The sequence below is a fragment of the Brevibacterium linens genome (assembly GCF_003999335.1).
GTDB lineage: Bacteria > Actinomycetota > Actinomycetes > Actinomycetales > Brevibacteriaceae > Brevibacterium > Brevibacterium linens.
Genome location: NZ_CP026734.1, coordinates 2,402,219 through 2,422,554, shown reverse-complemented (window position 1 = coordinate 2,422,554; position 20,336 = coordinate 2,402,219). Strand labels below are relative to the sequence as shown.

General features: G+C 57.8%; 9 protein-coding genes. 7 read left to right on the top strand and 2 right to left on the bottom strand.

Annotated elements, in window-relative coordinates; genetic code table 11:
• Window positions 1-263 precede the first annotated feature (263 nt).
• Window positions 264-2,708 carry a DUF262 domain-containing protein gene (locus CXR29_RS10950; protein ID WP_164742808.1) on the bottom strand — a complete coding sequence of 815 codons (2,445 nt, stop codon included), beginning with the start codon at window positions 2,706-2,708 and terminating at the stop codon, window positions 264-266.
• Between the two features lie 205 nt (window positions 2,709-2,913).
• On the opposite strand from CXR29_RS10950, the gene CXR29_RS10945 reads away from it, so the two are divergent.
• From CXR29_RS10945 to CXR29_RS10935, 3 genes are all read left to right on the top strand, one after another.
• Window positions 2,914-5,790: a PD-(D/E)XK nuclease family protein gene (locus CXR29_RS10945; RefSeq protein WP_127364531.1), complete on the top strand. Its 2,877-nt coding sequence runs from the start codon at window positions 2,914-2,916 to the stop codon at window positions 5,788-5,790.
• Window positions 5,787-9,197 carry a UvrD-helicase domain-containing protein gene (locus CXR29_RS10940; protein ID WP_127364530.1) on the top strand — a complete coding sequence of 1,137 codons (3,411 nt, stop codon included), beginning with the start codon at window positions 5,787-5,789 and terminating at the stop codon, window positions 9,195-9,197. Before CXR29_RS10945 ends, CXR29_RS10940 begins: the two co-directional genes overlap by 4 nt.
• A 164-nt stretch (window positions 9,198-9,361) precedes the next feature.
• Window positions 9,362-10,453, top strand: coding sequence for an IS630 family transposase (locus CXR29_RS10935; protein ID WP_009881631.1), 1,092 nt, complete (start codon window positions 9,362-9,364; stop codon window positions 10,451-10,453).
• Between the two features lie 206 nt (window positions 10,454-10,659).
• On the opposite strand, the gene CXR29_RS10930 is transcribed toward CXR29_RS10935, so the two are convergent.
• On the bottom strand, window positions 10,660-12,051 hold the full coding sequence (locus CXR29_RS10930; RefSeq protein ID WP_127364529.1) for an IS1380 family transposase: 1,392 nt from the start codon (window positions 12,049-12,051) through the stop codon (window positions 10,660-10,662).
• Between the two features lie 469 nt (window positions 12,052-12,520).
• On the opposite strand from CXR29_RS10930, the gene CXR29_RS10925 reads away from it, so the two are divergent.
• From CXR29_RS10925 to CXR29_RS10910, 4 genes are read left to right on the top strand one after another with little or no spacing between them, the layout of a single operon-like run.
• On the top strand, window positions 12,521-12,694 hold the full coding sequence (locus CXR29_RS10925; protein ID WP_478280049.1) for a helix-turn-helix domain-containing protein: 174 nt from the start codon (window positions 12,521-12,523) through the stop codon (window positions 12,692-12,694).
• Between the two features lie 3 nt (window positions 12,695-12,697).
• Complete coding sequence (locus CXR29_RS10920; RefSeq protein WP_127364527.1) at window positions 12,698-14,836, top strand: site-specific DNA-methyltransferase; 2,139 nt, start codon at window positions 12,698-12,700, stop codon at window positions 14,834-14,836.
• Window positions 14,836-17,415, top strand: coding sequence for a DEAD/DEAH box helicase (locus CXR29_RS10915; RefSeq protein WP_127364526.1), 2,580 nt, complete (start codon window positions 14,836-14,838; stop codon window positions 17,413-17,415). Before CXR29_RS10920 ends, CXR29_RS10915 begins: the two co-directional genes overlap by 1 nt.
• An 8-nt stretch (window positions 17,416-17,423) precedes the next feature.
• Window positions 17,424-20,297, top strand: coding sequence for an SNF2-related protein (locus tag CXR29_RS10910; protein WP_127364525.1), 2,874 nt, complete (start codon window positions 17,424-17,426; stop codon window positions 20,295-20,297).
• The last annotated feature ends 39 nt before the right edge of the window (window positions 20,298-20,336 follow it).

The following is a 20,336-nucleotide window of genomic DNA, read 5'->3' as shown; positions in this document are numbered from 1 at the left end:
AGCCGTCACGACCCGTCAAACGGTGATCATGACCCTTCGCGAATGAACTTTGCAACCGATCTGGGTGGCATTGGCCCCGCACGCGATGGCGACGAGACGTGTCTCTAACCTCTGCGCTTTAGTACTCGGTATGGCAGCATCAAATTCTATGAGACGGGTCGCCAATTTGGTTGATGATCGTCTCGGTTGAGTAGTGATCGAGAATGGGATAACGCTCGGTGCGACCTGAGTTTCACAGCCGTGGCGATCCTCGAGCTGGCGCGTTAGGAAGCTTGCCCGGCCTTATCTAGACGCTGGAGGAGGTTTTGGAATGAACCGTCTGTGAATGCACGATGGACGGCTCGGGGATCGAGCATCTTCTCAGTCGCAAGCAACCCAGAAATCACAGCGAGCACTTCTTCTTCGGTCATTGCCTCGATCGGTGTTGATTCAACAAACGAATTCAGGGGCTGCTGGCCGATCTCGTTCATCCAGTTCTCTCGATTGAATGGGCGGAACTCTGCCGCAAACTCTTCCCTCAGTGGAACAGTATCCGAAGCCTCCATTTGTAAAGCAGCTACTTCAGCCACTGCATCAGCGAATTTTGTAAGCGTGGCATAAGGGGTCGAATCTTCTTCGTCCTCATCGAAGTCTTTGTGGACAGTCTTACTCGGTCGCAGAGTGAAAACGAGTTCCTCAGGGTCAAGATTCAGATAGTCGAAGATTCGTCGGAACAAGCTTATCTTCGTGTCGGTGCTGTTGTTGACCCAGACGCCTAAACCAGGGTCCACTACACGTAGCCCACGGACTCCCTCATGCTTAGCAGGTTCGGAGATCAGCAAGGAGTCAGTACGAGCGTATTCGAGTAATGCGGATCGGTGTTGCTGCAGCAAAACAGTGAGGAGCTTTGGAGTCATGCTCGCCCAATCCGTGACCGTTTCCGACACATCTTCGTACTCGTAGGCAGTGATTTCCCGGCCGCGGAACGACGTATCTGTTCCCAGCGGCTCTGTGGGCCGGACAACTTCGGGCGGAGCAAAGTCAGTCTCAACGAATGACCAGTATTGCAGTGCTTCACCCGTCAAGCGTGCCGACCGGGCCTCCATAGCAGCCTCGTCCCATCTCTGAGCTGTTTTCACATCCGTATTGAGCCGGTACGGCGAGGCCGCGAAACCATTGTCAAGTTCTTTTTTCCTAGCAAAGGAGGAATTGGAATACGCAGAGTTGTAACCGGTGACAGTGAGGTTGCCGATGCGATTCTCCCATGTTTCATGAATGCGTTCCGCGTCGCCACCCAGCTCATCTTCCCAAGCATGAGTCAAAGTCTGCGGCATGATGTGCTCGATGGTCAGATCGCCGGATTCGATTCCGCTGGCGATATCACGGCTGTCCATCGAATCACCGTTTTCTAGCACGTCGAACAGGTATCGACGATAACTTGGGCGGAGGTGGTATGAATCTCTGGTTGCGAAGCTCTCACCGAACTCGGAATCGGTCGGAAACCGACCAGAGCCTCCGTCACGACGCCGTAGAAGGTATGTGAGCAATGATGCGTATGTCTGATTCTCTGTACGAAGCTTACGCATCTCTGTGTACGCAGTCGCCATGATCTTGTTGACAGCGTTTGCAGCTACACCGCAGGTGACCCTGCGGAAAAGATAAGTCTCAATGATTCGGATGACCTCGTGGAGGTCGTTCTCTTCGATGACCCCACTCTTAGCATCGGCGACAACTGGCATCAGGAATGGGTGGACCACGTCGCCGATGATGAGATTGGCACGGCGTAAGCGGCGATCGACGGTGGCAAAACCAGTCGCAGCATGGGTGATAGCGCGACTGTTCTTGGAGTACTCAAACATGTCATCAAGGATCTGCGGAATGCTGTCCTTGCTTCGTTCTGCGAAACGTTTGAACGCCTCGAAGACGTCTGACTCCTTGGGAGTCTTGTTCGTTTTTGCCGTTAAATACCAGCGGATGAACCAATCTGTGTAGTAGTCGACATTCTCTTCAATGGGATTCCAACGGTCTTCGTACAGGCGTTCCTGCTCTCTCAGCTGCTGATTCATCAATACGAAATTGCGGATCTTGTCGGACTCGCTGAGATTGAGGCCAGTGGAGTTCAATGACTCAAAAATTCGTTGCGGGTCATCGTGAGGTTCAAGATCAAGGTGCATCACTTCCAGCCGGCAGATTGCGTCCCAGAGTTGGGCGGCCGTCAGGCTGGTAGAAGTAAGCCGCTGGCGGAAATATCTGTAGTTGGCCGTGACGTTCGATGACTCGATGAATTCGTCTTCGGGACCGAACAGTGCTTTGTAGGCGGCGGCATCGTTCTTGACCGGTTTGAGCTTGAATTTGAGGTTGCGAGGGTCATCGTCGACAAGCAGGAAGTCATCAACGATCCTCCGGGGCAATTCACTGTCTTGACCTGGTTCGGTTTCACCAGTGTCTGCGGCGTGGGCCAAAGCCAAAATGAGCAAGCTGATTGTTGTAAGACGTTGCTGACCATCGATGACAACCCACCTCCAGGAGCCATCTTGCTTGCCGACAACTGCTCCGAAGAAGTGTTTTGGATACCGTGCCGGGTCCGCTTGTGCCAATCGTTCAAGGTCGTCGAACAGACGAGTGCATTGAGGGATCTGCCAGTCATAGTTGCGCTGATAGACGGGGATTTCAAGAGTTGAGTTCGCTTTGTTGTAAAGCTTCCAAATCTCAGTAGGCTGGCCCTTCATTGCGCTCCTCAAGCTTGCCTGCAAGTTTTTGACTTCTCCACAGTATCGGATGCATCGAACCCTCTTTATTCCAGGGACGCGCAGTTGCGCATCATGGCTGATTTGTATAGGCGATAGCGCGTACGCAACGAAATTTTGCAACATCGTTTGGTGAAACCCCACGCCCCTACTACTGTCGTCATCAAGCGAGCCAGGAGGAGCAGGGATGCACATTGAGTTCGGGTGGCCCCTCGACCGAGCACCATGGCGGTCTCGCAGCAACACAGATGACTCAAACAACGCCGGCACCACCGTCGTCACCGGCCCGCTTGGTCTCCTCGGCATCCTCCAGACCCGACTGGGAACGACTCGCCCCACGGTCGAGCGACCGGTGCGGATCGCACAGTACCGCTCCCTCCTGGCTGAGGCCGATCACCCCTGGTATCGCAGGTCGTTCGCCAACGACCCATGGAACACCGCCCACCACCTCCTGCAGCTGCGGGACGACGCGATCGAAGCCGGATGGCACCCGACCACCGACGACCAGGACTACACCAGTCACCCGCGCTTGGTCGCCCTGGCCACCGTCGAAAAGTACGTCACACTCGGGCCGCCTCACGACCCGACCGCGACTCTGGCACCCGGGCGCGCCGACGATCTGAGAGAAGTCCTCGAACTCCTCCGACTCCACGGCACAGATTGGCCCCTTGGCATCGACACGATTGAACTCCGCGACCAACGTGCCGGCCTCCCACCCGTCTGGCAAGACATCGTCTCTGCCCTAAACGACTCCGGCGTCACCATCACCGAGGCCAGCCCCACCACCGAGACTCCGAAGCTCACCATCGTCCGTGGCCAGGACGAATGGTCCACCGCCGAGGCGGCCGCCCGATACCTCGCCCACGTGTCCGACCGTGAGCGGATCAGCATCATCGCCGGCGATTCCACCACCGTGCTCGACCAGCAGCTGGCACGACGACGTGCTCCCGCCCTGGGAGTTCCAAAATCGTCGCCGACGACTCCGTCCGCGCAAGTACTTCCCGTCTTTCTCAGCGCTGTCCTGCCCCCGACTGACATTCGACGCGTTGCCGAATTCCTTCACCTCTCCTTCGGCTCAGACGACCCCGAGACACGGACGCTGACTCTCGTGTCGCGCTCGGTCTCGTCCGCTCTGCTCGGCGCGCTGACTGAAGAACCCGGAATCTCCGGCGACCCCGCGTCGGCGTGGATGAAGGCGCTCGAGACACTGAAGGCTCGCGCGTACGAGGACCCCGACACAAGCGCGACAGCGAGGGACACCGCGCAGACCCTCGACAGCATCCTGCGAGTCTCCCCGCCAGAGATCGTCGAAGACCACCTCACGCTCGACTCCATGCAGCCAGCCCTCGACTGGCTGAGCACCCGCCTGCGCAAGCTCGCTCTCCGCCAGCAGAAGACTGCCCAAAGCTCACACAGCACGACCGCTACATTCCTCGCCGAGGCATCGAACCATATCGCTTCTTTCCGTGCCGCTCTCACGGCACTGGACGTCGACACCCTGCGGGTCCGAGAACTGTTCGACATCGCTGAATCGTGCGCCCCGCAGTCGGCTCATGCGTCGGCCAGTGCTCACGCCGCCGCATGGACCGTGGTTAACGACCCGTCTGAGGTTCCCGCTGACGCAGACACGATCGTCTGGTGGTCATCGCGCCGCACCACGCAGTCCGAGGCCGAGACCTGGGACCCCGCAGAGGTCGAGGCCCTCACCGCGGCAGGCTGCCAGATCTCGCCGGCCACCGAACGCGAACGGCAACGTCAGGCAGCCGAACTCAGAGGACTCCGCTCGGCCCAGATGCTCCTGTGCTTCTGCCCCGATACAGTCCGTGGAGAAGAAGTCCCCCTCCACCCTGTACTGTCCCGACTTGCCGAAAACCTGTCGGCCGCCGATCTCGAGCAATTCGAAACGCAGTCCGTCGATGCGGTTCTCACCCATCCCACGATCGCTAAGCCGGTGGCCACACTGATCGACGACGAATCATGGCGGCTGAACAACCTAACGGTCGCGACCGACCTCGCAGCAACAGAAGTCTTCGAGCCACCGCAGACTGTCTCGCGCAGCCTCGACGGCGACTTCACCCACCTGCTGCCCGAGACTCTGTCGTACACGCAGATCGATCAGCTGCTCAGCGACCCCCTCGAGTGGACACTCAACCGAGCACTCGGCCTCTCACACGGATATTCGTTCGACATTCCCACCGACAACCGTATGATCGGCACGCTTGTCCACGCCGTCGTCCAACACCTCGTCGATGCCGGAGAAACGAGAGGCGACAATAATCCCATGGCCTCGGTGATTGCAAAGGCATTCGACCGGCTGGTTCCGAGATTCGCCTCGGAACTCCTCCTACCCGGCCAGCTCACCCGCAGGAACACGATCCGTACAACCGCGCTCGCCTCACTCATACACCTGTTCACAGCGTTGAAGGAACGAGGAGTTAGGATCACCGCCGCCGAGGCAGACTTCACCTATGACTGGACCCTCATCATTGCCGGCACTCCAACAGTGATTCCCCTGCGCGGCCAACGTGACCTCGAAGGAACATTCGACGACGGGCGTCCAGCAATCGTCGACCTCAAATGGGCGAACTTTGATAAGAGATACCGGACGATGCTCGACGACGGTGAAGCCGTCCAGCTCAGCGTCTACTCCCGCACGGCTGATACCCCGACCGGAGCGAAACCGCTGACCTCGTATTTCATGCTCAAACAAGGCCGCTTCGTCTCGACAGACTCTGCTCTCGACCCGAACTTCACCGGAGGAGTAGCCGACAGCTTCGATGACGAGGGGAACGGCCTCGGCGGAGATCCTTCCGGACTCTGGCCCATCATCCAGCGGTCGGTCGAAGATGCACTCACGAACATCGCCACCGGAAGGTTTGATTCGCCGAGCGGCGACATCCACGCGGCACAAGGTACCGCGCCAGGAGTGCGAAACACAGACGTGACGAAAACCCTCAAGGCCCTCAAAGAAGAGGAACTGACCGAGCAGCGACTCTTCGTCATCAAGCCGCAGTCCTATAGCGACTTCAACCTCATCTACGGCATTGCGGGAGACTACTCATGAGCGTCCACGTCATCACCGCGTCGGCAGGATCAGGCAAAACCTACCGTCTGACCGAGGTACTCTCGCAGCGACTCTCACAACCGGCGAAGCCAGGAGAATCTCCACTTCGCGCCAGCGAAGTCATGGCCACCACCTTCACCGTCCGCGCTGCCGCCGACCTTGTCGAGAAGACGCAGAAACGCTTGCTCGACGATGGCAACATTGCTGCTGCCGAAGAGATCAGCACCGCACTCATCGGCACCATCAATTCGATGTCCGGCCGGCTCGTCACCGACTACGCCATCGATGCCGGCTTCTCCCCAGAACTGCGCGTCCTCGACGAAACCGAACAGGAGATCGTTTTCGCCGCCGCGGTCGACGAAGTGGTTGCCGAAGCCGAAGCAACTCACCGGGACCTCCTCCTGCGCACAGGGCACAACGGCGGCCCTGAGGACCAAGGCTCCTGGGGCCACGGTCCGATCGTTTGGTCACGACTGGTCAAGGCAGTCGCAGAGGCTGCACGTGCGAACCACCTCGGCGAGGAGGAACTGCGCGCCTCCGCACGAGCCTCGGCAGAACTGTACCTCTCTGCTCTGCCGGAGCAACGTTCCGACGAACGACAGACCTGGCGTGATTGTCTGGCCAGCGACATCGAGGAACTTCGCACCGCGCTCAACAGCGCACTAGACGATACGCCGCAGCCGGACGAATCTCGTGTGACCGTGAAGAAGGGCAGCATCGCCAACGTCGAGGGCAGCCTCATCACGCTCGATCATTTCCTGCGTGACGTCGATTCCCACGCCGAGGAGGCCGACCCCTTCGCACGTATCCCGTGGTCGACATGGGCGAAGGTGGCAGAGGCGAACTATCCGACCGCGCCGGGCGGAAAGAAACCGGGCAAGGTCCCGCTCGAGATCCTCGAAAACTCCAGCGGTCCACTAGTGTCCGATCAGCTGCTGGCCAACAGCGCCTTTCACAATGACATCGAGGCGCTCATCAATCTGGTCATCGACACCGCGATCGCCTCACTGAGCGCATACGAGGAACAGAAGAACCGCCTCGGCGTGATGGATTTCGTCGATCAAGAAGTCCGCGCGCTCCACCTGCTCCAGTCGAACGAGCGGGTGCGATCATCGATCGCCTCCCGGTACCGTCTGCTGGCCGTCGACGAGTTCCAGGACTCTTCTCCCATTCAGCTAGCGATCTTCATAGAGCTGGCCGACCTCGTCGATGAGGTCATCTGGGTCGGGGACCGCAAACAGGCCATCTACGGCTTCCGCGGTGCCGACCCGGACCTGATGAATGAGGTCTTCTCCGCACCCGTCGACGGCACGACGGATCTGGGCACGGCCGCCTCGGAGAACCTCGGCGCCTCGTGGCGATCAACGGATGCGCCCCTCGAACTGTCGAATACTTTGTTCGGTCAGGTGTTCTCCGACCAAGCGATCAACGAAGTGACACTGAGCATCCCACCGCAGCGTGAGCACCTGCGCAGCATCGGTAGCAGAGAACTGTGGGTTCCGAACTTGGACAAAGGAAAGGACGCGCAGTCGGACAGTCGGATGGTGCGAACCATCGCCGAGGGGGTCAATGACCTTCTTCGGCGCTCGCCTCAGCTGCCGGACGGTCCTGTCAGCCAGGGTGACATTGCGGTCCTCATGCGGACGAATTCGCAGGTGGCTTCCGTCGTCGCCGAGCTTCGAACGCGAGGCATCCGTGCGGTCGGGTCGACGACCGATCTGCTCTCGACGAGGGAGGGACAGTTCGTCGCCGCCGGTCTGGCTGCTGTCGTCGATCCCAATGACAGTGTGGCGCTGGCTGAGCTCGTCACCCTGATGTCGGACCATGGCAGACACGACACGTGGTTCGAAGACACGGCGAGAATCACGGATAAGGAACAGCGACGCACGCATCCGCGGGAATGGTGGCACGATCCGACGCTGACTGCCCTGTCCGATCTGGCTGTGAATGCCGCCCACCACTCGTCGGTCGAATTGCTGCTTGCGATCATCGACGCGTTGGACCTGCCGCAGAGGATCAAGTCTTGGACGACGCCGGAATCGCGTTTGGCGACACTGGATGCGCTGTGCCAGATAGCGGGGGAGTACGAGGACGCGGCGCACCAGACACGGATGCCGGTGACGTCCGCAGGACTGCTCGATCACCTCAAAGACGCGGCTGCAGCCTACGAGCAGACGTCGGCTCACGACGCTGTGCTGGTGACAACCATGCACCAGTCCAAAGGGCTGCAGTGGCCGGTCGTGGTTGTCGGGATTCCGATCGATAAGGACTACGGACACCGGGAGATCAATGTGGAGAAGTCCCCGGTCTTCGACGCCCGGCGTCCCCTGGCGAACCGCTCACTGCGCTACCTTCCGGGTGTGCTCAAGAACTATGCGCCGTTGAAGCAGCGACTCGGCGAGCTCGACGTAGTCAGCCGGGCCCAGGACGCTGAAGATCGGGAGACAGCACGACTGCTCTACGTCGGGCTCACCCGGGCAGAATGCCACAGCATCTTGGCATTCGGTGATCCGGTGGGCAGGCGGAACGTACTCAGTGCTTCGGTCGATGACGAACTCCTGCAGTGGGAAGTTCCGACAGCTACAGACGGCGAATCCATTGCTGCGAACGAAGCCGGCACTCTGCAGATCGCTGATCGCCGTCGAACAAATGACAGTGGCAGCGCGATCCCGCCCACTCTGCCGATTCGTATCAATGCATATTCGCTCGAGGCGGAGGACGACGAGCAGTCAGTCGAACCGTCTGCTCCGTCCTTCTACGCCGCCACGGATATCCCTGCTAGACGACCTGCCGAGACGCCACTCCATTGTCCAGCACGGTTCACCGCCAGCGGGGTACCTTCCGACGCTGTCAAGGCTGATGTGGCACTCATTGCCGACCTGGGGGACCCGCTAGTCGCGAAGGGAGGTAAGGATTGGGATCGGATCGGTGATGCTGTGCATGCGTACCTCGGGCTGCCGCTGAGCAAGGTGTCGTACGAAGCCGCCTACGAAGCGGCTGAACGAATCCTGTCCAGGTGGGACGCAGGCCGTGTGCTGACTCCCGAGAATCTCACTGAGCTGGGACGCCGGTGGACGGGGTGGATTGCGTCAACGTACCCCGACGCCGAAGTGGTCATGGAGTCCCCGATCGCGTGGCGTAATGATGATGGCCAAGTGATGGAAGGGTGGGTTGATGCCCGGGTGGTGTTGCCGAATGGCGGGCACATCCTCGTCGACCACAAGTCTTATCCCGGTACTGACCCGATCGGACATATCTGTGAGAACTACCTCGGCCAGCTGGAAGTGTATGCGCAAGCATTGCACGATACGGTAGGCAGACTGCCTGAGCAGATTCTCATTCATCTGCCGCTGCTGGGTGCCATTGCCGAGGTCCGCCTGCCCGTTGCGCAGGCGACTACGAGTTGAGGAGGCGCCTGATCTCCATTGCGGCTGGCAGAATGCCGCGCTGATAAGCGCAATCGACCGATACTAGGGATATCGGACTACGTCCTCTGCAACCCCGGTGAGTTAATTAGATTGGTGCTAGTGTCCTGCGCCGTAAATTCGTGTAAGAAGTTGTAGAATGGAGTATGCCTCGCACCGGTCGTCCGAAAGCTGAACTGATCCTCACCGATGAAGAACACCAGACGTTGACTCGCTGGTCCCGTCGGCGCAAGTCCTCACAAGCCCTTGCTCTGCGCTCACGAATCATCCTCGGCTGCGGGCAGGAACGATCAAACAAGGAAGTCGCCACCAGCCTCGGCTGCACGCCCGCGACTGTGGCCAAATGGCGGAACCGATTCATTGCCGACCGACTCGATGGTCTCGTCGACGAACCACGCCCAGGTAGACCCGCCACGATCACGGCCGAGCAGGTCGAGGACGTCATCACCTCAACCCTGGAACAGACACCGAAAAACGCCACCCACTGGTCACGGGCGCAGATGGCCGAACGCAGCGGACTATCGAAATCGACGATCGGACGGATCTGGAAGGCCTTCGAACTCAAACCCCACCGCGCCGATGGGTTCAAACTCTCCAACGACCCTCTCTTCGTGGAAAAGGTCTACGACATCGTCGGCCTTTACCTCAATCCACCCGAGTCCGCTGTCGTGCTCAGCGTCGATGAGAAGTCCCAGGTCCAAGCGCTGTCTCGGTCCCAGCCGGCGTTTCCGATGATGCCGGGCATGCCGGAGAAACGTACCCACGATTACGCCCGCCACGGCACGACGAGTCTCTTCGCAGCGCTGAATGTCGCCGATGGAACCGTGATCGCCTCGACACACCGCAAGCACCGCGCGATCGAGTTCAAAAAGTTCTTAACCAAGATCGACAAACACGTTCCAGACCACCTCGACATCCACGTCGTGTGTGACAACTACGGCACGCACAAACACCCGTTGGTGCGGAACTGGCTGGGCAAGCATGAGCGGTTCCATATTCATTTCACGCCCACGTATTCGTCGTGGATCAACCAGGTCGAGAGGCTCTTCGCTGAAGTCACCCGCGAACTCCTCCAGCGCAGTGACCACCGAAGCGTGCAAGCCCTGGAGAAAGACCTTCGCGAGTGGGTTAAGGCGTGGAACGAGGACCCGCAACCATTCGTGTGGACGAAAACCGCGGAAGAGATACTGGAATCTCTCTCACGACTAATGCAACGAACTACCGGCGCAGGACACTAGATGTCGTTGGCTTATCTGTGCATAGACTCTCTTAACCTTGATCCACCGATTCGCTTGATGGCAAGGGGCTCACTCGGATTCGAGTGCGAACGCGGTGCGAGGGCAGGAAGTAGTGTCCCGGTCTCTCACCGGTCTCTTCCACATAGATGATTCCCCGGGGTCTCCTCCAGACCCTGCGGCGTCGTGCTCGAGCAGGAGCGAATCGGTCAGGACAATGATCGTGTAGGTGGGCTCAGAGCCGCGTGCCAGAGTCGTGCGAATTCCGTCGCCCACGGCCACCGTCTCGGCAGGTGCACAATCAGCTTCCTGGCCCGGTGAGCAATCCGGGCCGGGATGCCGATGATCCGTGTCCGCAGCGTCTGAGCGCGCACTTTGCTCATCCTGCCACCGATGAGTCCGGCCGCAGCCCGCATCAGGTTGTGCGTGATCGCTGCGACTGCTACCCAGGCGGCGTTGGCGTTGAACACCCCAGAGGGCATATGTGCCAGGGCACCGTTCTTCAACTCCGCATTGATCTGCTCGATGATCGCGTGCTTGCGGTGGATGTGATCAGCAGCGACGGTGTCGAAACGGTCTTTGTCCACCGTGGTGAAGAACGCGTGATAGCGGAACAAGTCGAACAATGGGTCCTGCCCGGCAGTGCGTTTGGTCTCGTTGAGTTCAGGGATGCGGCGGACCACCAAGCGGCCGGCGGCGTGCAGGGACTTCTTCTTCGAGGTGAATGCGGTGAACGGGACCTCGGCGACTTCGGCCTTCGAAATCCAGGCCCTGGTCTCTTCGTCGTAGATCGCTTCGGGGTATTCGATGCCAGTCCATGCGCCGTCGCTGATTGTTCCGATCGCTGCTTTGACCTTCTTGTCCATGCGGACCGTGATCGATACTTCAGCCCCGGCATCCCGGGCGGCTTTGGTCACAGTCGAGGAGTAGTACGCCGAATCAGCCCTGACCAGGGCTGGGAGGCCGGAGTTGATTCGGGTCGTGGTGGCCAGAGCGTCGGCGACGAACTTGTCAGCACCCCGGGCTGACGAGGTTGAGCCCTTGCGCAGGCGCTGGCCGACGATGATCTGGCTGGAGTCGCCCGTCGATGCGGTCGCCAACAGTGCGTTGAGGCCACGACTGCCTTGGTAGCCGAATCCAGCTCCCTGCTTCGACGCGGAGTGGACATCGATGACGGTGTCGTCGACATCGACGAACACCATCGCTTGTCCAGTGTCTTCGCTGGCTGGTAGCAGCGGTGTGTGCTCGTTGAGGTTGGTCAGGAAGCGGGAGGAGATCGCGTCGAGTTGCCGGACGTGGCCGAAGGCGAACGAGCGCAGGAACGACCCCAGGGTCGAGGGCGCGTAGACACGATCGAAGAGGTGTGTCATGCCGCCGTGGCGGAGGATGTTCATGTCATCGATCGAGTCAGCCCCGGCGGCAATTCCGCCGACGAGGGTGGCGAGTTTCGCGGCTGGGTTCGCGCCTTTATCAGCGCCGGTGGTCGACACGGTCAACCTGTCGTCGGCGAGGTCTGGCAGGCCGGCTTTCTGGGCGAGGCCCATGATCGGGACCAGCCCGGTGGTCGCGGTGAGGTTCTCATCATCGAAGGAATGAGACACAGCCGCGGGTGTGTGATTGAATAGCACCTGAGAGGTGCCCCTTTCTTGGCCGGGAATGTTGACTTAGAACATCACCATTTTCCCAGCTCAGGAGGGGCATTTCCATTCCACGCGCGGCTTGATCCGGCTATTTACATCGGTGGATCAAGGCTTAATGTAAGCCAGAGGTATACGAGGGGTGTTAAGCGTCCTCTATGTAGCGGATACGTACCAGTCCGACACCCGAACTGCGAAGAACCTGTTTGTGGCAGCTGTGCATCCACACGAATCGCTTTAACTGAGTCACCGCGGTATCGGACTACAATCCTGATCTGACAGGAAAGGCTCAGGGCCCCAGAGTTTGCGCACGAGACGCCTAAACCCGCTTAAGCCTACCAAGTTCCATTTTTCTCGGCCGCAATCCGGTATGATCCGACTTAGTACTGAGTACTCAGTGCCTCTAGTAGGAGCCGCCATGGTTGAGTCTTGGATGTCCGCCGATGAAATCGCTGCGCATCTTGGTGTTTCCAAAGACACCGTTTATGCCTGGATTTCTGCACAGCAGATGCCAGCTCATAAAGTGGGACGGCTGTGGAAATTTCAAGCCAGTGAAGTTGACGAGTGGGTGCGCCGAGGTGGCGCTTCGACGCAGGAGAACGAATAAGATATGTCACGACTCACTGACCTTCTGAAGCAGGTTCGCAGCTCAGACAATCAGCTCGGAGCGGACCTTGAGAAGGAAATTGATGCCCTGACAAAGCGGCGGAGTTTCGGGCTTGTGTTTGAACGCCACCAGCCTGAGGCCGTTGAACTTCCTCACCAAGCCGTGCGACGTGGTGCGAAGGTGCGTGTACTTCCTCCGCGCGGCGCGCTCAATAAGGCTAATAAGCGTTTGTGGCGCGTAGATTCTCTTTATGTAGACGAGTTTGGCAGGGGCGTCGCCAAGCTCATCGAATTGACGAGAGAGCACCCGGAACGGATCGAAGTTGTCGTCGAAGATCTCGTTGTCGTAGCAGAATTTGAGGATAAGATCTATCCGGGTCTCGTTGAAACTGGCCGAATCGAACGTGGCGGAGACAAGCCGTTCCATACTGTGATCAACGCGGAGAATTTCCATGCGTTAGAGATGCTCACCTACACCCATCGCAGCGCCATCGATGCAATCTACATAGATCCCCCTTACAACACTGGCGCGCGTGACTGGAAGTACAACAATGACTATGTTGAAGGCGATGATGATTACAGGCATTCTAAATGGCTGGCCTTCATCGAGCGACGTTTGCTGGTCGCTAAGGAGCTTCTGAATCCGGAAGACTCTGTCCTTGTTGTCACGATTGACGAGAAAGAGTACCTCCGACTGGGGATGTTATTGGAACAGATTTTCCCAGACGCAGATATTCAGATGGTGACTGCAGTAATTGCTCCTCAGGGAAGTGCCCGCGGTAGACTGTTTAAGCGGTCTGAAGAGTATATTTTTTGTGTCTATTTCGGGGAGGCAGCTGTATCTCCGCTCCCGCTTGGTCGCGAGTGGGGCGGAACAAGCACCGCTACCGTTCGCGGTGCAATCCACTGGGCTAGCCTCAAGCGCACGGGAACTGGTGCACAGCGCAGCGACCGCGAAGGCATGTTCTACCCTGTGTTTCTTGATGAGACGGCTAAACACTTCAAAGGCGTAGGCGAGCCTCCCGGTGCGGGTGTATCGAAGGAAAACGTTCCAGTTCCTGACGGGTGCGTGGCAATCTGGCCACTTCGTCGGGATGGATCAGAGGGGCGCTGGCAAGTCGGTCCTGCGGCTCTCAGGAGTCTCATTAGTTCAGGATTCGCTCGCCTTGGTATAGCTAAGGGCGCGGAAACTGCGATCTCCTACCTCAAAGCCGGGGAGCAAAAAAAGGTTGGAGTCGATTACCAGGTAGTTGGCCACCGAGAAGATGGCTCGATTATTACCGGTGAGGGAGATGCCCCAGAGGCGTCTTTCCGCCCGACGACAGTGTGGAATCTGGCAAGACATAGTGCTGGCCATCACGGTAGCAACTTGATCAGGAACCTGTTGCCTGGGCGGTCATTCCCGTTTCCTAAGTCGCTGTACGCCGTCGAGGATGTTCTTAGGTTCTTCGTTGCGAACAAACCATCGGCGACAGTACTTGATTTCTTCTCTGGATCAGGCACAACCGCGCACGCTGTAATGCGATTGAATCGACAGGACCACGGGCGCAGGCAATGTATCTCGATAACCAACAACGAAGTGGCGGCAGAGGTGCAAGCTGACCTAAGATCATCCGGCCTACGCCCAGGTGATGAGGAATGGGAACGCTTGGGCATATGCGACTTCATTACTAAGCCTCGAATTCTTGCGGCAATTACGGGGAGAACTCCAGATGGTATGTCAGTCAAAGGAGATTACAAGTTCACTGACGAGTTTGCGATCTCGGACGGCCTTGACGAGAATGCTGCCTTCTTCACGCTGACGTATGAGACACGGCTGTCGGTGCGGCATAATCGCTCATTCGAGCGTGTAGCGCCCATACTCTGGATGAGAGCTGGATCGACGGGACGGATCATCGACTCCATCGATGAACGAGGCTGGGACTTGTCCGAAGTATACGGTGTCCTGGTGGATCTTGATGCGGCTGACGAATTCCTTGAGTCGTTGAGAATGGCAAGAGCTGTCCGTACGATCTTCGTGGTTACGGATGACGACGCAGCCTTCCAGATGGTCTGCCGCGAGCTCCCGGCTGACCTAAACATGATACGGCTGTACGAGTCGTATCTGCAGAACTTTGAGCTCAACCAAGGACGTAGCCACTGATGCGATACACACTGAAGGATTACCAGGTCGACGCTGTTGCAGGAGTGCTCCGTAATCTCACACAGGCCAAGGATGTTTACCGCAGGTACGGCTCGCTTTCGCAGTTTGCGCTTTCTGCAACCACTGGCGCAGGTAAGACAGTCATGGCGGCGGCCGTAATTGAGGCTCTTATTTTCGGTTCAGATGAGTTCGATTTTCCATCTGACCCGGGCGCTGTTGTGCTGTGGTTCTCGGATGATCCGGCGCTGAACGAGCAGTCGCGTGTACGTATCCACTCTGCGTCTGACGAACTCGGCCCAAGGCTGAAGCTAATCAGTTCTGACTTTCGCGCTGCGGCGTTCACTCCTGGGAACGTCTACTTCTTGAATACGCAGAAGCTCAGCAAAAGTTCGATTCTGGTCAAGGGCTCTGACAAGTATGTATCAGATGACCCACGCTTGTTCGACCTTGGCCCTACGCCTGACAACGCACAGACGAATATTTATGACACGATCATCAATACGATCGAGAACCCCGAACTGACACTCTACCTGGTGCTTGACGAAGCGCACCGCGGTATGAAGCCTCAGCGAGATCGAGCGACCATCGTGCAACGCCTGATTAATGGCCAGGGCAAGGTGCCGCCGATTCCAGTCGTCTTCGGTATCTCCGCAACTGTGGATCGATTCGAGAATACGATGAAGTCTGTCACGGGCAGAACCGGGCTCCCGAGCGTCCAAGTTGATTCAGCGCTGGTACAAGCATCGGGACTATTGAAGGACGACATTGTTCTGACAATTCCAGCTGAAGCCGGTGCATTTGACACGACGTTGCTTCGCCGCGCGGTTGAGAAGATTCGGGCCTCCAGCGACGAATGGGAAACCTACACTCGAGAGCAAGGGGAGCCTGATGCTGTCGTGCCGCTCCTCGTCGTTCAGATGGCGGACAAGCCGGATGACGCAACGATCACGCGCGCTCTCGACTCAATCTACGAAGCCTGGCCCGGGCTCGGACGCGATGCTGTTGCTAACGTATTTGGCGAGCATCAAGCCCTCGATATTGGTGGTTACTTCGTGCCCTACATCGAGCCCCAGCGAGTACAAGACTCGAAGCACATTCGTGTGCTGATCGCAAAGTCCGCGATATCGACTGGGTGGGATTGTCCGCGCGCGGAAGTGCTTGTTTCCTTCCGCCCTGCAACCGACCCGACCAACATCACGCAGCTCCTCGGGCGAATGATTCGCACGCCGCTGGCGCGCCGAATCCCGGGCAATGAGATTCTTAACTCGGTTGACTGCATGCTTCCATACTTCGATCGCGTCACTGCGATGAGAGTCGCCGAAATGCTCATGCACGGCGCAACGTCCAAAGACGATGAAGGCGAGTCTGGCGGTGGCGAGGGAAGGCGTGTGCTGTTCGACCCAGTGCCATTGCATCCGAATGGTGATCTTCCTTCAAGTGTGTGGGAGAAGTTTGAGTCCCTTCCGACAGTCACCATTCCGAGGCACCATACAAAGCCTATTCAGCGGTTCACGGCGCTCGCGTCGGAGCTGACGAAGGACAAAGTTATCCATCAGGCTGTGAGGATAGCTAATGACGAGCTGAACCGCGTAGTCCAGTCTCGTGCCATGCAGTACCAGGAGCAGGTGGATGGTGCGCGTCAAGACGTTCTCACGATGTCCGGAGAAGAGTTGCGAGCACGGTTGGACGGCGGCCTGTGGGTCAACTCGTCTTTTGAGACTGCAGCTGATCCCCGGGCGATCTACGAAGCGTACAAGGTGGCCGAGCGAAATCTGAGCAAGGCGTTATGCTCGTCCTATGTCGACTTCCTAGTGCCCGACGATGCGGTCGAGGACGATCTTTTGGATGCTTATGTCGAGGTTGCTGCCATTGGCCTCGTGCCTGATATTGTCAAAAGTGTTGAGCGTGAGGCTGATCGGTTTGCGCAGGAGTGGCTGACCGACACACGCGTCGATCGCAAGAATCTGTCCGACGAGAAGCAATCCGCGTACGAGCGCTTGGAAAGCATGTCAACGGAACCGGAGCGCATTGCACTCGTTACTCCGAAAACGGGCCAAGCCGAGGCCAAGATCCGTGAAGCTGACGGATCGGAACGTGTACTCCCGCTCTATCGGCAGCACCTGATGGTGGACGAAACGGGCGGCTTCCCTGCAGACCTCAATGCATGGGAGCGCCACGTGCTCGCTGCGGAATCATCGCGCAACGGTTACGTCGGATGGTGGCGAAATCCAGACCGCGGTGTCGAGGAGTCGCTTGCGATCGCATATGCGACGCCATCTCGCGAGTGGAAGGCGATGCGACCTGATTTTATCTTCTTCGCCGAAGGACAGCAGGGCATCACGGCCGACCTCGTCGACCCACACGGGCACCACTTGGCCGATGCGATGCCCAAGTTGCGCGGTCTCGCTGACTTTGTTGAATCCTACGGCGCGGAGTTCCGACGCATCGAGTCCGTCGCCGAAACGAACGGCGTGTACAGGGTCCTTGATCTTAAGCGAGACCAGGTGCGCGACGCGATCCGCAATGTCGAAGACGCGAAGGCACTCTACGAGTCTGACTTGGCGAGTGATTACCGGTAGGAAGAAGGATGACAGCACGGCTGACAGCGCACCAGGCCAAGTTCTATGCGCATCAACTCGAACGCTCCTACGCGTCCGATCACGTTGGAAAACTCGCGGGCCTGCTCTTTGATGCCCAGGTGGATCCCAAACCGCACCAGATCGACGCTGCGCTTTTCGCCCTGCAGACGTCTTCATCGCCGGGCGTAATTCTCGCCGACGAGGTGGGGCTTGGAAAGACGATCGAGGCCGGCATTGTGCTTTGCCAGTACTGGGCAGAGCGCAAACGTAGGATTCTAGTCGTAGCGCCGTCCTCCCTCCGTCAGCAATGGAAGCAAGAACTCGTTGAGAAGTTCGCGATCCCTGCGAAGCTTCTCGATGCGAACAGCAAAGCTGAGCTACTCAAGCCAGCGCAGCTCATGGCTTCCGACGTGCTGATCTGCTCTTACGAGTTCGTACTGCGCAACGTAGAAGACCTGTCTCGGAACTGGGATCTTATCGTCGCAGATGAAGCACATCGGTTGCGGTCGCACTGGAAAGGCGATGCGAAGATCGCCCAGGCGGTATCTGAAGTTATGAGTTCGGCGAGTAAGTCTCTTCTACTTACCGCTACGCCTTTGCAAAACCGGCTCGAGGAGCTATACGGGCTAGTCTCGGTATTCGACCCGGAATTCTTCCACTCTATAGAAGGGTTTAGAGAGAGGTATGTAGATCACCCTGAAGACTTCGGAAACGATGATCTGGCTAGTCGTATCTCGCACCTTGCGAAGCGTACCCTACGAAGCGACGCACAGAGATACATCCGGTTCACAGAGAGAATGCCGCTCACGTTTGGGTTCATGCCTTCGGCAGAGGAACGTGACCTGTATGACAAAGTCAATGATTACCTTCAGCGACCCGAACTCTACGCCTTCGCAAAATCGCAAAGGCACCTTTCGGCGCTGATCCTGCGCAAGCGCCTAGGCTCGTCAACGTATGCTGTTGCTTCTACATTGGAGCGTATTGCGAATCGTCTTGAAAATGAGCTACATGCTGGGATGCGCCGCTCAAACAGTGGTGCGCTCATTGACGATGATCTAACTTACGATGAGATTGAAGCGTCTGAAGCCGCGCAATTAGTCCCGCCTATAGAGGTTCAGGATGAGGTCGCCGCAGATATGCGGCGTGAGGGATTGGCCGAAGTTGACGAACTTCGTGCATATGCAGACCTCGCAAAGTCGATTCAAGTTAACCAGAAAGCAGTTAAGCTGCTGGAGGCCTTGGACCAAGGGTTCGCGAAACTCGCTGAACTCGGAGCACCGCAAAAAGCAATCATTTTTACGGAATCTACTAAGACGCAAGAGTATCTTGCTGCCAACCTTAGAGAAGCCGGCTGGGGAGACGGCCTGGTGCTTTTTAACGGTACAAACAACTCACCTGAGTCAAACGCGATCTATCACGCCTGGCTTCAAACGAACGAAGACTCCGACCTGATCACTGGCATACCTTCGGCAGATCGTCGGAAGTCGCTCGTCGACGAATTTCGCGAACGCGGAACAATCATGATCGCCACAGAAGCAGCTTCCGAGGGTATTAACCTGCAGTTCTGCTCAATGCTCGTCAACTATGATCTTCCCTGGAATCCACAGCGCGTCGAGCAACGTATCGGACGAGTGCACCGTTACGGGCAGCAGCATAATGTAATCGTGGTCAATTTTTCGAACAAGGGAAACGTTGCCGAAGATCGTATACTTGAGCTGCTGTCTGAGAAGTTCAACCTCTTCAAATCAGTGTTCGGAGCATCCGATGAAGTCTTGGGCACGATCGAAGACGGCCTCGACTTCGAAAAGATGATCGCCGGAATCTTGGAACGCTGTAAGACAGCTACAGAGATAAATTGCGCCTTTGATGAGGTCGAGCGTCAATACGAGGCTGAAATTTCTGCTGAGATGCAGTCGGCACGGGCCCGGATTTTCGACAACTTGGACCCAAACGTGCAAGACAAGCTGCGAACCTATGATGCACAGCAAGAGGTTGTTCTCAACAGTTTTGAGCGACTGCTCCTGCAAGTGACTCGTCGAGAGCTTGATGCCTACGCGCAGTTCGAAGACAGCGGACTTAACTTTGTGCTCTGTACAGCACCCGCCGATGGCATTCCTAAAGGCCGGTACTTCTTCAAATCCAAGCCAGTTCAAGGAGCGCACCAGTATCGTTACGGAAGTGAATTGGGCCGCTTTGTCATCAAGAGCGCACTCGGGGCGGAGACACCAGTGCGGACATTGTGCTTCTCGGTGGGGCGGTCCGACCGAGCTGCCGCTGCTGTGAGTAACTTAGTGGGCGAACGCGGTGTTTTGACAGTCGAACTGCTTACCTTCGCTACCCAGGTCGGTGGTGACCTCTCAGAGGAGTCATATCTGCTGGCTGCAGGCGTGACCGAGTCGGGAAAAGAGCTCGACGCGGAACTTGTTGAGCAACTCTTCGACTTGGCCTGCGTGCGGGTTGGTGAGGCGCAAGATATTGATCTGGAAAAGGTCCGACCGCATTTGGATGTCCAAGCAAAACGGTTTAGGAAAGAGGTTCAGGACCGGACGGCTCAATACAGCATCGAGCAGGGCGACCTCGTGGAGTCTCGATTGCGAGATCATACGGCGAAGTACGAAGCCGAGGTGCGGAAGATCAATAAGGACGAGGACGAGGCTAGGTCTCGTGAGCGGCGGGCGCGGGACCTCTCTGAGCGGCTAAGCCTTCGGAAGGAAGCGCAGCGGCTGGCTCGGCGGGCTGAGAGTCTTTACGACGATTATAAGGTTGAACGTGATCGCCTGAGGCAGAAGGCGGATGACTACATCGGCATGATCGAACAGGCACTTATGGCATCGGACCGCCGCGAACATGTGCTCTCGGTTCGCTGGCAGGTGGAATCGTAACCACTTCTTTCAGTGTCTTCGCAGATAGAGATGGCCAAC

Bases quoted from the DNA above. Each gene is read 5' to 3' on its own strand.
- CXR29_RS10950 (WP_164742808.1), bottom strand. From the start codon at position 2,708: ATGAAGGGCCAGCCTACTGAGATTTGGAAGCTTTACAACAAAGCGAAC.
- CXR29_RS10945 (WP_127364531.1), top strand. From the start codon at position 2,914: ATGCACATTGAGTTCGGGTGGCCCCTCGACCGAGCACCATGGCGGTCT.
- CXR29_RS10940 (WP_127364530.1), top strand. From the start codon at position 5,787: ATGAGCGTCCACGTCATCACCGCGTCGGCAGGATCAGGCAAAACCTAC.
- CXR29_RS10935 (WP_009881631.1), top strand. From the start codon at position 9,362: ATGCCTCGCACCGGTCGTCCGAAAGCTGAACTGATCCTCACCGATGAA.
- CXR29_RS10925 (WP_478280049.1), top strand. From the start codon at position 12,521: ATGTCCGCCGATGAAATCGCTGCGCATCTTGGTGTTTCCAAAGACACC.
- CXR29_RS10920 (WP_127364527.1), top strand. From the start codon at position 12,698: ATGTCACGACTCACTGACCTTCTGAAGCAGGTTCGCAGCTCAGACAAT.
- CXR29_RS10915 (WP_127364526.1), top strand. From the start codon at position 14,836: ATGCGATACACACTGAAGGATTACCAGGTCGACGCTGTTGCAGGAGTG.
- CXR29_RS10910 (WP_127364525.1), top strand. From the start codon at position 17,424: ATGACAGCACGGCTGACAGCGCACCAGGCCAAGTTCTATGCGCATCAA.